Raw genomic sequence first — 14480 nt, 5'->3', positions numbered from 1 at the left:
GAGTCGAGGGCCCAAGTCTCTCTTTAAAAGGACCAGCGTTCGCCTTGAATAGTTGCGGCCACAGGGCGTTCGGCGGTCAAACGAGGTGCAACCTGATCGTTCTCTGTCATCACGGCCAGTTGTGGCATGGGGGTGAGCGGTTTGTTGTAAGTGCCGGCCAGCCCGGCAGTCTGCGCGGAGGCGGCGGGTTCAGGTTGAAAGTGGAAAACTACCAGTACGGCAAGCGCAAGGGCATTCAACAGTAAAAGAGTGCTGTTCATGGCGGTCATCTCTGAGGGCATGGACGGAATACTGTTGTTATAGCAGTGATCGTGCCAACTGATTTTTGGAATAAAACCCTTATAAATCAGTATGTTGATGGGTATTTAAAAGAGGGCTCAATTGCAAAATGCAATGATGGCTTTTTGCTGTAGTGCAAATTGCACGATATCACTGTGGCGCGTCCCGAGGGTCTCAAAAAACCTCCAGTAACCGGGTTTGCCCGCGATGGCTTTGGTGAGGTAGTTCGATACCTCGCCAATGATGCTTTCGCGAGCATGTCAGTGCTTGTCGCTACCGGCAGAACCGGGCTGCCCAGCCCGCAATTGCCTTGGGCCGCGGCGTAGCATAGGTACGCACCTTGGACGTGGACAGACCCAGGCGCACCAGTGATTCGGCAATGGTCACGGCTGCCGACACGCCATCAATCACCGGCACCCCCGTGAGCTGACGAATGCGCTCATCAAGCCCGGCCATCCCGCCACAACCCAGGCAAATCACCTCCGCCTTGTCTTCTCTGACGGCCAGTTCAGCCTGGCGAACAATGGCCTCCAATGCTTTGTGCGGTGAAGACTCAAGCTCCAGCACTGCCATGCCACTGGCCCGCACCGATGCACAGCGATCCCACAGCCCCGACAGCTTCAGACGGTCCTCAATCAGCGGGACGGTGCGATCCAGAGTCGTGACCACCGAATAAGCCCGCCCCAAAAACATCGCCGTACTCGCCGCCGCGTCAGTGATATCCACCACGGGCACATTGAGCAACTCTTGCAGCCCCTCGCGGCCATGCTCGCCGTACCCGGCCTGAATCACCGCATCGAACGGCCGGTCATAGGACATCACGCAGTCCATCACTGCGATCGCTGCCAGATAACTCTCAAAATTACCTTCGACCGATTCTGCCCCGAAGGCGGGGGTCAGACCGATGATCTCAGTGCCCGGCGCTGCCACTGCTTGTGCCTGGCGAGCGATGGCCTGGGTGATGCTGTCGGTTGTGTTGACGTTAACCACGAGAATTCGCATTGGCTCTCCTTGAAGTGAGTGGGGGCGGCCCGGATCAGGCGGGCCGCAGACGGATCAATGGCTGGCGTTCTCGACGGCAATCGATTCGCCGCTGACCTGGGCGTAGTAGGGCTGGCGCTTGGCGATAATCAGATAAAGCATTGCCGCGATGCCGGCGCCTATCAGCCAGGAGAATGGCGAGACCGTGTGGAAACCAGGTACCAGCGCCAGCACGATGGCGATGAGTGCTGCAGGAACAAAGGCGGCGACCGCACGTAAATTGACGCCATTCGAGTAGTAATACGCGCCGCTCGGGTCTTCGCTGTACAAGGCCGGCACATCGACCTGACCTTTTCGTACAAGCCAGTAATCGACCATGATCACGCCATACAGCGGGCCGAGCAGGGCGCCGAGGCCGGACAGGAAGTAAACGATCACCAGCGGGCTGTTATACAAATTCCACGGCAAGATCAGCACCGCGATGGTGGCACTGATCAGCCCGGCGCGGCGGAAGGTCAGGTACCGGGGGGTCAGGTTGCTCAGTACAAATGCCGGAGCGACAAAGTTGGCCATGATATTCACGGCCACCGTTACGATCAGGAACGCCAGGCATCCCAGCACCAGAAGCAAGGTATTGGGAATCGAGGCAATGATTTGCGTCGGGCTCTCAATGATTGTTCCATTGATCTGGAATTGCGCGCCGCACAGCAGGACAGTGATCCCGGCAAACACCAGAATATTCACGGGCAAGCCCCAGAAATTACCGACCTTGATCGTTTTGCAGCAGGGGGACGAGCGGGAAAAATCGCTGAAATTAAGGATCATCGTGCCGTAGATCGCCAGCCACAGAGCACCACCGGCAAATACATTGCGCCACATTTCAGCCGTGCTCAGTGGCTCGCGGCTCGACCAGGCGATGGTGCCGTTGGCCTGAAAATACATCCAGCCGGCAAGACAGATCACCGTCAGCAGAATCACCGGCCCGGCGAAAGCTTCATAGCGTCGGACCATTTCCATGCCATAGGCCAGGATCGCCAGTTGTACGAACCAGATCGCCACAAAACATAACCAGCCCAGGCTCGACAGGCCAAGAATCGAGTTGTGGTCATAGGCGGCAAAACCCGGATGAACCGCGATCAGCAACACGCGCAAGACCACCGAGGCCAGATACGTCTGAATGCCGAACCAGGCGATAGCGATAACTGCACGTATCAACGCCGGAATCTGTGCCCCGTGAATGCCGAAGCTAATACGGCTGATGACCGGAAAAGGCACACCGGTGCGTTGACCCATATAGCCGGACAGGTTCATGAAATTGAACACCAGCGCCGCCCCGATCCCGAGCGAAAGCAAAATCTCCCACCCGTTCAGGCCCAGCGCATACAGCCCGATGGCGAACGAGTAATTGGCAATGTTGTGCACATCGTTGGTCCACAGCGCAAAAATGCTGTACCGGCCCCAGCGCCGGCCTTCGGTTTTGGTGGGGGCCAGGTCACTGTTATGCAAGCGCGGACTGAGCGCCAGCGTTGATGCGACGCTGTCAGGAGCAGGGGTGGGGGTTGAAACCGGGGAAGGTAAATCCAGAGCGATGGTAGGGGAGAGTCTTGAACGCATTCTGGCAAGCTCCTGATACCTGCAGCGTGATGACTGTTCATGAGCACGGGCTCGACAAATCTTCGTCACGGCTAGCGAGAATCACTGGTTATGAAAGTCCGCGGTATGCCTGCTTTTTGTGGCAGGCCACGAAATAACGTGTACTTAGTTTTTGTTTGTTTTGTATACAAGTGGCGTGTGGACTTAAGCGATATTCATGCCAGACAAAAATTGTGTGCAGGTAAAAGTGAATGTTGTTCTCAGGGGTTTTTATTAATGCATTGAAAAATAAGTATTTTAATTTTCAATATTTGAGGCGGGGGGATTAAGGGGGGAAAGAGCGCGCGGACAGCTGTCAGCTTTTATTGTCAGGATGTCTGTTACTTTTTGATGCATAAAACCTGTGCGGGGATTTTTAGCGCACCGTTATGTGACATTTTGTATACGATTTTTCAGGTCGTGCTCACGCCCATGCACAGCAACGTGTCGCCACTTGCTGATCGCAGCCTCGTGCCTGGGCAGCAACGACATATTCGTGGCAGTGCAGGAGTTCTGTGGGAGCGCGGCTTGCCCGCGATGCTTCTGACAGTAAAAAGCCAACGCACGACATGACAAATAAAGCCTTGGCCGTTACCATGCACGCCGTTGATCGCACCGCACATAGCGTGCAGTGCCCATGATTTGTCTCAGTAGCTCAATTGGATAGAGCATCCCCCTCCTAAGGGGAAGGTTGCAGGTTCGAACCCCGCCTGGGACACCATATTTTTCAAAGCCTCCAGTGATCCCTGATTTTCCCGCTAATTCCCCATGGGGCAGGGCGGGTGCATCAGGCAGGCTTCAGGCAACAAAAAGCCCCGCTCAAGTTCGACTTGGCGGGGCTTTTTTGTGCGTGAGCGAATTACCCGGCAGGTGCGTCCTTGATCGGACGCACCTCAGTCCGGATCAGGCTGATGCCTTTTGACGACCAGCCTTGATCAGTACCACCACTCCCAGGATGGCGCACAGGATGGAGCCCATCAGCACGCCGACCTTCACTTCATCCACCAGATGCGGAGCACCCGGGAAGGCCAGGGCGCCAATGAACAGGCTCATGGTGAAGCCGATGCCGCACAGCAAGGCAACGCCATAGAGCTGGACCCAGTTGCTACCCTCGGGCAGTTTTGCCAGGCCAAAGCGTATGGCCAGAGCCGCCAGGCCGAACACACCCAGTTGTTTACCCAGCAACAGGCCCAGCGTGACCCCGAGCGGTACCGGGTCCAGCAGGTCGCGTGGCGAAATGCCGGCCAGCGATACACCGGCATTGGCAAAACCAAAGATGGGTACCACGGCGAAAGCGACCCACGGATGCAGTTTTTCTTCGAGGTGGAGCAGGGGCGACTTCGTCTTCTTTTCCGGATCACCCATTGGAATGCACAGGGCAAGGATGACTCCGGCCAGTGTCGCGTGGATGCCCGATTGCAGCATGAAGAACCAGAGCAGGGCGCCTGCTATGAGGTACGGGGCCAGTCGGCGTACACCGCAGCGGTTCAGCACCACCAGCACCGCAACCACAGCCACCGATGCCAGCAACATGCTGATGGACAGGCCGCTGGTGTAGAACAGCGCGATGATCAGTACCGCCCCCAGGTCATCGAGAATCGCCAGCGCCGCCAGAAAGATCTTCAACGAAACGGGAACCCGCTTGCCCAGCAGTGACAGTACGCCCAGTGCAAACGCGATATCGGTAGCTGCCGGGATGGCCCAGCCGCCGATAGTTTGCGAGTTGCCCCAGTTGATGGCGATATAGATCAAGGCCGGCAGCAGCATGCCGCCCAGTGCGGCAAAACCCGGAAGTGCGCGCTGGCTCCAGCTGGATAACTGGCCGGCAAGCATTTCACGCTTGATCTCAAGGCCCACCAACAGGAAAAAGATCGCCATCAGGCCATCATTGATCCAGTGCTCGATCGAGAGCCCGGCGAACTTGACTTGCAGAGTGGAGAAGTAAGCAGCAGACCACGGGGAGTTTGCCAGCAGCAGTGCTGCCAGGGCTGATGCCATCAGGATCAAGCCGCCCGCAGATTCCGCGGCGAAAAAGCGCGTAATAAAAGCGAGGGAGGATGCAGACTTGCGGGTGTTTGCGGCTTTATCCAGACGCGAGGGCTCAAGACTCATAGGTGTGGCGACTCCGCGATGGCGGCCCGACCTTCGCTAAATTAACCTGCCCTGCCGCGTTGTTGCGGTGGCACCCAGCGCCGGATACTACACGAAAAGGGTTGCAGCAGGTAACACCCGGGCCGTCATGGCGACGCCCTCAAGTGCATGGCGTGCATGCACTCGAGGCGGCGCTGGCCTTCATTTACGCCAGCAAACCCCGGCGCGCCAGATTCTTCATCAGTGCTGCCACCCCGAACGACCAGTGTGCGGCCTGGTCGCTACGGGTCACGCGATTGTGCAGGGCGCCCAGGCTGGTACAGGCAATGCTCACCACATCGCCTTCCTTGTGGGTGAAACCCTGGCCGGGCTGGTCGCGGTCGTCGGTGGGGGCGAACAGGGTGCCAAGGAACAACACAAATCCATCCGGGTACTGGTGGTTCTCATTGAGGGTCTGTTGCGCGAGATCGGCCGGGTCACGGCTGATCTGGCTCATGGAGCTTTTACCATTGAGCACGTAACCGTCCCGCCCTTCGACGCGCAAGGTCACTTCGCAGCGGCGTACGTCGTCAAGGCTGAAATGTTCGTCGAACAGACGAATGAACGGACCGAGTGCGCAAGAGGCATTGTTGTCCTTGGCTTTGCTCAGCAGCAGTGCACTGCGCCCCTCGAAATCACGCAGGTTGACGTCGTTACCCAGGGTTGCACCATGAATCTGCCCCCGGCTGTCGACGGCCAGCACCACTTCCGGTTCCGGGTTGTTCCAGCTGGAGCCTGGGTGGACACCGATTGCGTTGCCGCTGCCCACGGCAGCCAGAATCGGCGCCTTGGTGAAGATTTCGGCATCGGGCCCGATCCCGACTTCCAGGTACTGCGACCACATGTTCTGCTCGATCAAAACCTGCTTGAGACGCATCGCCTCGGGGGAGCCGGGGCGCAGGTCGCGCAGGTTGTCGCCGATGACTTCCTGCACCAGGCCGCGTATCTGCTCGGCCCGCAGGGCATCGCCACCGGCTTTTTCCTCGATGACCCGTTCGATCATGCTGGCGGCAAACGTTACCCCTGCCGCCTTGATCACTTGCAGGTCAGTGGGCGCCAGCAGGAAGGGTTTGGCCGGGTCGCGCTGTTCACCGCTGTTGACCAGCAGGTCCTGGACCGTGCCCAGCGAATGACCGCTGATTTCGCGCACCGCCTGTAACGGGTTTTGCTGATCCAGCAGCAGGCTCAGGGTCGGGAAGTGTGCAGTGCAGTCAATGACATCACCGTCACGAATCACAACCACCGCCGGCCCGCCGCGCTCACCTGGCAGCCACACGCGACCGATCAGGGTTGCACGCTGCCAGTCCTCAGGCAGGGAGTTCTCAACGTTCAATTGCAGCGGCTTCATAAGGTCAATCCTTGAATTCATGGTCGATCTCCCTTCTACCCCAACCTCTGTAGGAGCGAGCTTGCTCGCGAGCTCTCAAGATCAAAAGATCGCGAGCAAGCTCGCTCCTACAGGGTTCAGGGTTCCAGGGGCTTCATTGTTTAGTGGGAATGGCGCGGTGGGCCGTTTTCCGGGATCACGCGCCAGTACAGGGTGGCCGGTTCCAGGCAGCCGCCGGTGGACAACTGGCCGACCAGCTGGCGATAGAGTTCCTGCCACGGTGTTTGCGAAGGCGCCAGCGGCGGCAGCGGTTCTTGGCGACGGGCATCAAGTTCGACTTCGTCCACCAGCAAATTGACGCTGCGTGCATTGAGGTCGACGCGCAGCCGGTCGCCGGTACGCAGCAACGACAAACCGCCGCCCACTGCCGACTCCGGGGACATGTTGAGAATCGACGGGCTGGCCGAGGTGCCGCTCTGGCGACCGTCACCCATACAGGGCAGCGAGTCGATGCCGGCCTTGATCAGCGTTGAAGGGGGGGCCATGTTGACCACCTCGCCACTGCCCGGGAAACCGACGGTACCGCAGCCGCGAATCACTAGAATGCAGCGCTCATCGATGTCCAGGCTCGGGTCGTTGATCCGCGCCTGATAGTCCTCGGGGCCCTCGAACACAATGGCCCGCGCTTCGAAGCTGTTGGGTTGCAACGGATCGCTGAGGTAGGTTCTGCGAAAGGCTTCGCCCACCACCGACATTTTCATGATCGCGCTGTCGAAGAAGTTACCGCTGAGCACGATAAAACCGGCGCGATGCATCAGCGGGTCTTCGTACGAACGAATCACGTCGCGGTCGCCGGTCACGGCGTCAGCCACGATCTCGCCCATGCTGCGGCCACTCACCGAACGGCAGTCGCGGTGCAGGCGGCCCACCTTGTCCAGTTCATGCATCACCGCCGGCACGCCGCCCGCACGGTGGAAACCTTCACCCAGGTATTCACCGGCCGGCATGCAGTTAACCAGCAACGGCACGTCTTCGCCGACCCGCTGCCAGTCTTCCAGCGACAGATCGATGCCGCTGTGGCGGGCTATCGCAATCAGGTGCGGCGGGCAGTTAGTAGAAGCCCCCAGGGCCGAGGCCACGGCAATGGCGTTCTCGAATGCCGCGTGGGTCATGATGTGCGAAGGGCGTACGTCTTCACGCACCAGATCGACAATGCGCATACCGGTGGCATAGGCCATTTGCCCGCGTTCGCGATAAGGCGCCGGAATGCTCGCGCAACCGGGCAATGACATGCCCAGGGCTTCGGCCAGGGCATTCATCGACAGGGCGGTGCCCATGGTGTTGCAGTGGCCGACCGAGGGCGATGACGCTGTGGTCAGGGTCATAAACCCTTCGTAATCGATCTCCCCGGCGCTGAGCAGATTGCGCGCGTGCCAGAGCACAGTGCCCGAACCGATACGCTGGCCTTTGTGCCAACCGTCGAGCATCGGCCCGCCGGACAGCACGATGGACGGCAGGTCCGTGGTCGCCGCCGCCATCAGGCACGCGGGGGTGGTTTTGTCGCAGCCGGTGGTCAGCACCACGCCATCCAGCGGGTACCCGTGCAGCACTTCCACCAAGCCCAGGTACGCCAGGTTGCGATCCAGTGCCGCGGTCGGTCGGCGCGACTGCTCGGCAATCGGGTGCACCGGAAACTCCATCGGAATGCCGCCCGCATCGCGGATGCCATCCTTGACCCGCTTGGCCAGTTCGATGTGATGCCGGTTGCAGGGCGTCAGGTCGCTGCCGGTCTGGGCGATCCCGATGATCGGCCGCCCCGATTGCAATTCGGCGCGGGTCAGGCCCTGATTCATGTAGCGCTCGACGTACAGCGCGGTGAGATCGGCATGGCTGGGATCGTCGAACCACAGCTGACTGCGCAGGCGGCGAGGGGTTGATTCGGTCATGACAGGCTCCAGCAGATTATTCAGGCAATTGGTTGTGACGGCGTAACTGGCGGATCAGCCCGGCGTGGTCGAGTTCACCGTCACCGGCTTCGATCATGGCCTGGAACAGGCCATCCACCAGGCTGCCGACCGGCAGGCTCAGGCCCAGTTTTTGGGCCTGGGCGAGGGCAGTGCGGGTGTCCTTGAGTTGCCATTTGGCCGGGCCGCCGGGGGTGAAATCGTTGTCGAGCATGCGCTGGCCGTGCTGGCGCCAGATCGGAGAATCGACAAAGCCTCCCATCAGCGCTTCGTGGACCTTGCTCGGGTCGGCGCCGCCGCGTTCGGCCAGCAGCAGGCCTTCGGCGACGGTGGCGATGGTGCTGGCGACGATCAACTGATTGACCAGTTTTGACAGCTCGCCGGTTCCGGCCGGGCCTACGTGGACCGGACGGCCCATGGCCGCCAGCACCTCGCGCCCTTGTTCAAAGGCCGCCACTTCACCGCCGACCATGATCGCCAGGCTGGCTTCACGCGCCCCGCGCTCACCGCCCGACACCGGCGCATCGAGGTAGCGCAGCCCGAGGGCGGCGCACTGACGGGCCTGTTCGACGGCGCTGTCGACCGCAATCGAACTCATCACAATCACCAGCGCCCCGGGGGCCAATACCCGCGCAGCCCCCCCTTCGCCAAACAGCACCTCATCACAGGTCGGACCATCGCTGAGCATGCAAACCAGCACCTGTGCACCCTTTGCCGCCAGCGCCGGGGTCGACAGGATGTCGGCGCCGTGGGCCGCCAGCTCCTGGGCCTTGGCCGGGGAGCGGTTCCATGCACGTACCGGATAACCGGCCTGCAACAGATTGCGGGCCATGGGTTTACCCATGATCCCGGTGCCGATAAACGCTACGGTCGCCAGACTCATGCTTTACCTCCTGCGGCGGCTGCGGGGATGGCGGTGCCAATTTGCGACACCTTGTTGCGCGGCATCATCACCATGCCCAGGCCACCGGCGCCCACCAGTGCGGCAATCACCAGGAAGCCCGGGGTATAGCTGCCGGTTACGGTGAACAGGTAACCGGTCAGGTAAGGGCCGACAAAACCGCTGAGGTTACCGATGGAGTTGATCAGGCCAATCCCGGCGGCGGCTCCGACCCCGGTCAGCACTTGCCCCGGCACAGCCCAGAACACGTTAATGGCGCTGTACACACCCATGGCCAGGAGGATGAAACCGATAACGATGATCCATGGCTGGTTGAGCCACAGCGCCACGGCGATGGACACGGCGGCCAGCATGGCGGCACCGCCGGCATGCCAGTGGCGTTCTTGCAGGCGGTCCGAGCGACGGCTCCACCAGATCATCGCCACGGCGGCGACGGCGTAAGGGATGGCCGTGATCAGGCCGTTCTGCATCAGGCCGATCTCCAGCCCGAACGAGCCGCGGAACGATGCCAGGACCGTGGGCATAAAGAAGTTCATCGCGTTGGAGCCCGAGGTGATGCCGAAGTACACCAGCGCCAGCAGCCACACCTGGCGGTTGCACAGTGCCTTGCGGATCATCTGGCCCTTGGTCGGTTGCAGGCCCACCACCAGCGGTTTGTTGCGCTCTTCCTGTTCCAGGGTGCCGATCAGCCAGTTGCGCTGTTTGTCAGTCAGCCAATGGGCATCGGCCGGGTGGTCCGTGAGGTAGAAATAGCAGACCACACCGAGAATCACCGCGGGTACGGCCTCGACGATGTACATCAGGCGCCAGCCGACGAAGCCCCAGGCATCGCCCAGCTCCATCAGGCCCACCGACAGCGGGGCACCGATAATTTGCGCAATGGGTACGCCCAGGTAAAAGGTGGCGATCATGCGGGCGCGGTAACGGCTCGGGAACCACAGCGACAGCAGATAAATCACCCCCGGGAAGAACCCGGCTTCGGCGATGCCCAGCAATACGCGCAGGGAGATGAAATGCACCGGCGTCTGCAGGAAGCCCATGGCCCCGGCGATGATGCCCCAGGTCACCATGATCCTGGCGATCCAGACCCGGGCGCCGTAGCGGTGCAGCAGAATGTTGCTCGGCACTTCGAACATGAAGTAGCCGAGGAAGAAAATCCCGGCGCCCAGGCCATAAATGGTCTGGCTGATACCGATGTCTTCGTTCATCCGCAGGGCGGCGAAACCGACGTTATTGCGGTCCAGAAAAGCGACCACAAACAGCAGGATCAGAAAGGGGATCATGCGTTTGGTAACGCGTTTGATCGTCTGTTGTTCGATGTCCGAGACATCGGTGAGTGGAGTGGTCATATCGCACGGCCTCAGTTTTTATTGTTGTGAGTAGCGTGAACCTGTTGTGCAGTGTTCTGTAGGAGCGAGCTCTTTAAGATCAAAAGATTGCGAGCAAGCTCGCTCCTACAGGGGCAGAGTGTTATCGGGTGGCAGTGTCTTCAATATGCGCACGCACGATGGCGTCGAAATCCGCGTCGGCAGTGAAGCCCAGGGCGCGGGCGCGGGGCGCCTGGACCTTGCTTGGCCAGCTCTCGACGATGCGCTGGATGGTGGCATCCGGTTCCCAGCGAATCAGTTTGGTCACTTCCTCGCCCGCGACCCGTTGCAGCGCCGAGACCATGTCATGAACGGTGGTGGTCACGCCCGGCAGCGGGATGATCCGTTGATTGCCCAGGGTCTCTGGCGACAGGGTCATGCCCAGCAGCATTGACTCAATGATCCGCCGTGGCGAGGTCAGGTACACCTGGGTGTCCGGGCGTACCGGGCACACAGCAGGCAGCCCTACCAACGGTTCGCGGATGATTGAACTGAAGAACGTCGACGCTGCCTTGTTCGGCTTGCCGGGACGCACCGCCACCGTAGGCAGGCGCAGCACGCGGCCATCGACAAAGCCCTTGCGGGCATAGTCGGCCACCAGCAGTTCGCCCACGGCCTTTTGCATGCCGTAGGACGATTGCGGGGTGAGTACCGTGTTGTCGTCGACCACTTCCGGCAGCTCGCCACCAAATACCGCGAAGCCGCTGGCATACACAAAGCGCGGGGCGTTGCCCTGTTTGCGCAGGGTTTCGAGCAACAGCATCAGGCCATGCAGGTTGACCTGCATCCCCAGGTCGAAGTCGGCCTCGGCGGCTGAACTGACCACCGCTGCCAAATGCCACACCAGGTCCACCCCGTCGGTCACCCGGGCAATCACTTCGGGGTCGGCTACATCGCCGGTCACCAGTTCGATACGCGGGTCGACGGGGAGGTCTTCACCGGCAAAAGTGTCGAACAGCACGATGCGATCGATCGCGCGGGGGGCCTGGCCTTCAAGCGTCAGGCTGTTGAGGTCGAGCAGGCGTTGGGCCAGTTGTTTGCCGATAAAACCGGTGCCGCCAGTGATCAGAATCCGCATGTGTTGCTCCTGTTTCTTATGATTATTTTCAAGGCCTGCTGTGGGTCAGTCAGCCTGTACCGTGCGCTGGCGTTGCTCGCCAAGGCCGCTGATGCCCAGGCGTATTTCCTGCCCGGGGCGCAGGTAGACCGGCGCCGGTTTTACCCCCAGGCCCACGCCCGGCGGGGTGCCGGTGGAGATGACATCCCCCGGTTGCAGCGACATGCAGCGGCTCAGGTAAGCAATCAGGGCCGGGATCTGGAACACCATGGTGCGGGTGTTGCCGTTCTGGTAGCGCTGTCCGTCGACCTCAAGCCACAGGTCAAGCTGGTGCGGGTCGCTGATTTCGTCGCGGGTAACCAGCCACGGGCCGAGGGGGCCGAAGGTGTCAAAGCCCTTGCCCTTGTCCCAGGTGCCGCCACGTTCCAGCTGCCACTCGCGTTCGGAGACATCGTTGATCACGCAAAACCCGGCCACGTGGTCCATGGCATTGTGTTCATCGATATTGCGTCCGCCTTTGCCGATCACCACGCCAAGCTCGACTTCCCAGTCGGTCTTGGTTGAGTCGCGGGGGATCTCGACGTTGTCGTTGGGGCCGCAGATTGCGCTGGTCCATTTGCTGAACACCACCGGTTCCGATGGCACGTCCAGGCCCGACTCGGCGGCATGATCTGCATAATTGAGGCCGATGCAGATGAACTTGCCGACCTGGCCGACGCAGGCGCCAAGGCGTGGCGAACCGCTGACCAGCGGCAGGCTGGAAGGGTCGATTTTGCCTAGGGCGGCCAGGCTTGCGGCATCCAGTGCCTGGCCGGCTACATCGGCGATGTGCGCCGACAAATCGCGAATTTTGCCCTGGGCATCCAGCAGCCCCGGTTTTTCCTGACCCTTCTCGCCGTAGCGCAGTAGTTTCATAAAAACTCCTTCATCCAATAAGAAAAACTGTGTCTGCAGGAACGAGCTTGCTCGCTCCTGCAGAGGGTTTATGCATGTCAGTTACTCATCCCGCCATCAATCACCTGGGTGGTGCCGGTGGTGTAGGCGCTGGCGTCGCTGGCCAGATACAAGGCCAGGCGGGCGATTTCTTCGGCGGTGCCGATACGGCCCATGGGCTGGCGGTCGACGAATGCCTGATACACCTCGGCCTCTGTGCGGCCCTGTTCCAGCGCCTGTTGGGCAATGCGCTGGCGCAAGGACGGCGAGTCCACCGTACCGGGGCAAATGGCATTGCAGCGGATACCCTGGCGCACGTAGTCCGCGGCCACTGATTTGGTCAGGCCGATAACCGCGGCCTTGCTCGCGGTGTAAGCAAAGCGGTTGGGTACGCCTTTTACGCTGGAAGCCACCGAGGCCATGTTGATAATGCTGCCACCGCCCGCGGCCAGCATGCCGGGCAGGAAGGCGCTGATCATGCGGTACATGGCCGTGACATTGAGATCGAAGGAGAACTGCCAGGCCTGTTCGTCGCAGTCCAGCAGTGCGCCGCTATGAACGTATCCGGCGCAATTGAACAGTACGTCCACCGGGCCGACCTGCTGGCTGACAGCAGCGATGGCCGCAGGTTGCGTCACGTCCAGTTGCAACACCCGGATCCCGGGGATGTCCTGCAGGGACTGAATGTGCAGGTCGGTGGCAATGACCTCTGCGCCTGCATCACGGAACGCGAGTACCGAGGCCAGGCCGATACCCTGTGCCGCAGCGGTGATGACTACGCGTTTGCTGGCAAGATTCATGGCGGTTTCCATTGTTATTATGTGGCGCGACCGGATCACCCTAATATTGCTTCGCGATAATCGCCAATGAGATATTCTCAAGTCTCAATAACCGGAGGTTATCGGATGGCTGATGTCGGATTTAATCAATTGTGCAACTGGCTGCGTTATCGCCACTTGGTGCTTATAGACACACTGGCGCGCACGCAAAACATGCATGCCACCGCCCATGAAATGAACATCAGCCAGCCCGCGGTGAGCAAGATGTTGCGTGAGATCGAGCACCAGCTGGACTTTGAAGTGTTTGCGCGTTTGCCACGCAGCATGTCGCTGACCGACCTGGGCAGTCATGTGGCCCGGTTTGCCCAGATCGCGTTGAACGACACCGGGCAGTTTGTCGGTCAGATCAACCATTTGCGCCAGGGCGGCCATGGCCTGCTGAAAGTCGGCACCATCTATGCCGCCACCGCGCTGGCGGTTCCGGCGGCCATCGTGCGGGTCAAACAACAGTGGCCGTTGCTCACCTTGCAGGTGCTCGAGGGCACCAGCGCCAACATGCTGGCCATGCTCGAACACAAGGAACTGGACGTAGTGGTGGCACGGTTCACCCTCGACCGTCATCGTGAACTGTTTGAATTCCAGGCCCTGGCGCCGGAGCCGCTGTGCCTGGTCACGGGCAGTCAGCACCCGTTGGCCGGTGCCAGTGAAGTGCCGCTGGCCGATCTGGGCAGTTGGCCTTGGGTGATCTACCCCACCGGCACGCCGATGCGGGTACGGGTGGAGCAGGCCTTTGTCGAAGCAGGCATGCAGACCCCGGAGAACACGGTAGAAACGGTCTCCCTGCAGACCACCATGCAACTGCTGCAAACAACCCCGGCCGTGGCGATGCTGGCTGAATCGATGGCGGAGCCGGAAATCCGCGCCGGGCGCTTGACCCGTCTGGCGCTGCCATTTCCGCTGGTGCTGGCCGATTACGGGGTCATTACCCGGCGCAACGAAGTGCCCCAATGGTCAGCCAAGGCCTTTATTGACGCGCTCTTGAGCGGTCCCGATGCCTTGCGCGGAGCACCCCAGACGCCTTGATAACCCGAGGTTATTAGCCGATCGAATCATGTGATTGGGCAGCCAGC

Annotated in this window: 12 protein-coding genes and 1 tRNA gene; 2 read left to right on the top strand and 11 right to left on the bottom strand. The window is 60.6% G+C overall.

Annotation, left to right across the window (positions count from 1 at the left end; translation table 11 throughout):
• Window positions 1–23 precede the first annotated feature (23 nt).
• From ACP7BO_RS06075 to ACP7BO_RS06065, 3 genes are all read right to left on the bottom strand, one after another.
• Window positions 24–260 carry a hypothetical protein gene (locus ACP7BO_RS06075; RefSeq protein ID WP_426209128.1) on the bottom strand — a complete coding sequence of 79 codons (237 nt, stop codon included), beginning with the start codon at window positions 258–260 and terminating at the stop codon, window positions 24–26.
• Window positions 261–552: 292 nt separating this feature from the next.
• Entirely contained in the window at window positions 553–1281 is a 729-nt protein-coding gene (locus tag ACP7BO_RS06070; protein ID WP_073509679.1) for an aspartate/glutamate racemase family protein, read from the bottom strand.
• A gap of 54 nt (window positions 1282–1335) precedes the next feature.
• Window positions 1336–2874, bottom strand: a complete 1539-nt coding sequence (locus ACP7BO_RS06065; RefSeq protein WP_426209126.1) for an NCS1 family nucleobase:cation symporter-1 — start codon at window positions 2872–2874, stop codon at window positions 1336–1338.
• A 662-nt stretch (window positions 2875–3536) separates the two neighbouring features.
• Here ACP7BO_RS06065 and ACP7BO_RS06060 point away from each other — a divergent pair.
• Window positions 3537–3613, top strand: a tRNA-Arg gene (locus ACP7BO_RS06060).
• A gap of 182 nt (window positions 3614–3795) precedes the next feature.
• Here the strand turns inward: ACP7BO_RS06060 and nhaA are convergent.
• The 8 genes from nhaA to ACP7BO_RS06020 form a co-directional block, all read right to left on the bottom strand.
• A complete protein-coding gene (gene nhaA / locus ACP7BO_RS06055; RefSeq protein ID WP_397454519.1) occupies window positions 3796–5004 on the bottom strand; it encodes a Na+/H+ antiporter NhaA in 1209 nt (402 codons plus the stop codon).
• A 184-nt stretch (window positions 5005–5188) separates the two neighbouring features.
• The gene (locus ACP7BO_RS06050) at window positions 5189–6370 is read right to left on the bottom strand and encodes a fumarylacetoacetate hydrolase family protein (protein ID WP_426209519.1); all 1182 of its coding nucleotides are present in this window, start codon (window positions 6368–6370) and stop codon (window positions 5189–5191) included.
• A 140-nt stretch (window positions 6371–6510) separates the two neighbouring features.
• Window positions 6511–8295 (bottom strand): IlvD/Edd family dehydratase, encoded by a 1785-nt coding sequence (locus ACP7BO_RS06045; RefSeq protein WP_060694461.1) that lies wholly within the window; start codon window positions 8293–8295, stop codon window positions 6511–6513.
• A 16-nt stretch (window positions 8296–8311) separates the two neighbouring features.
• Entirely contained in the window at window positions 8312–9196 is an 885-nt protein-coding gene (locus tag ACP7BO_RS06040) for an NAD(P)-dependent oxidoreductase (protein ID WP_060694459.1), read from the bottom strand.
• A complete protein-coding gene (locus tag ACP7BO_RS06035; protein WP_397454517.1) occupies window positions 9193–10563 on the bottom strand; it encodes an MFS transporter in 1371 nt (456 codons plus the stop codon). The genes ACP7BO_RS06040 and ACP7BO_RS06035 overlap by 4 nt, the downstream gene beginning before the upstream one ends.
• 121 nt (window positions 10564–10684) lie before the next feature.
• Entirely contained in the window at window positions 10685–11659 is a 975-nt protein-coding gene (gene denD / locus ACP7BO_RS06030) for a D-erythronate dehydrogenase (RefSeq protein ID WP_426209123.1), read from the bottom strand.
• Window positions 11660–11704: 45 nt separating this feature from the next.
• Entirely contained in the window at window positions 11705–12553 is an 849-nt protein-coding gene (locus ACP7BO_RS06025; protein WP_397454515.1) for an ureidoglycolate lyase, read from the bottom strand.
• Between the two features lie 77 nt (window positions 12554–12630).
• Complete coding sequence (locus ACP7BO_RS06020; protein WP_073509683.1) at window positions 12631–13371, bottom strand: SDR family oxidoreductase; 741 nt, start codon at window positions 13369–13371, stop codon at window positions 12631–12633.
• Between the two features lie 105 nt (window positions 13372–13476).
• Here ACP7BO_RS06020 and ACP7BO_RS06015 point away from each other — a divergent pair, with 105 nt between their 5' ends.
• On the top strand, window positions 13477–14433 hold the full coding sequence (locus ACP7BO_RS06015; protein ID WP_060694450.1) for a LysR family transcriptional regulator: 957 nt from the start codon (window positions 13477–13479) through the stop codon (window positions 14431–14433).
• Window positions 14434–14480 lie beyond the last annotated feature (47 nt).

The organism is Pseudomonas sp. TWR2-1-1 (assembly GCF_049897045.1).
Classification (GTDB): domain Bacteria; phylum Pseudomonadota; class Gammaproteobacteria; order Pseudomonadales; family Pseudomonadaceae; genus Aquipseudomonas; species Aquipseudomonas versuta.
Note: the sequence above shows the minus strand (reverse complement) of the source record. Positions and strands in the feature narration are given on the sequence as shown.

Coding starts and splice junctions, on each gene's coding strand:
- ACP7BO_RS06035 (WP_397454517.1), bottom strand. CDS start 10,563: ATGACCACTCCACTCACCGATGTCTCGGACATCGAACAACAGACGATC.
- ACP7BO_RS06075 (WP_426209128.1), bottom strand. CDS start 260: ATGAACAGCACTCTTTTACTGTTGAATGCCCTTGCGCTTGCCGTACTG.
- ACP7BO_RS06020 (WP_073509683.1), bottom strand. CDS start 13,371: ATGAATCTTGCCAGCAAACGCGTAGTCATCACCGCTGCGGCACAGGGT.
- nhaA (WP_397454519.1), bottom strand. CDS start 5,004: ATGAGTCTTGAGCCCTCGCGTCTGGATAAAGCCGCAAACACCCGCAAG.
- ACP7BO_RS06065 (WP_426209126.1), bottom strand. CDS start 2,874: ATGCGTTCAAGACTCTCCCCTACCATCGCTCTGGATTTACCTTCCCCG.
- ACP7BO_RS06015 (WP_060694450.1), top strand. CDS start 13,477: ATGGCTGATGTCGGATTTAATCAATTGTGCAACTGGCTGCGTTATCGC.
- ACP7BO_RS06025 (WP_397454515.1), bottom strand. CDS start 12,553: ATGAAACTACTGCGCTACGGCGAGAAGGGTCAGGAAAAACCGGGGCTG.
- ACP7BO_RS06045 (WP_060694461.1), bottom strand. CDS start 8,295: ATGACCGAATCAACCCCTCGCCGCCTGCGCAGTCAGCTGTGGTTCGAC.
- ACP7BO_RS06040 (WP_060694459.1), bottom strand. CDS start 9,196: ATGAGTCTGGCGACCGTAGCGTTTATCGGCACCGGGATCATGGGTAAA.
- denD (WP_426209123.1), bottom strand. CDS start 11,659: ATGCGGATTCTGATCACTGGCGGCACCGGTTTTATCGGCAAACAACTG.
- ACP7BO_RS06050 (WP_426209519.1), bottom strand. CDS start 6,370: ATGAAGCCGCTGCAATTGAACGTTGAGAACTCCCTGCCTGAGGACTGG.
- ACP7BO_RS06070 (WP_073509679.1), bottom strand. CDS start 1,281: ATGCGAATTCTCGTGGTTAACGTCAACACAACCGACAGCATCACCCAG.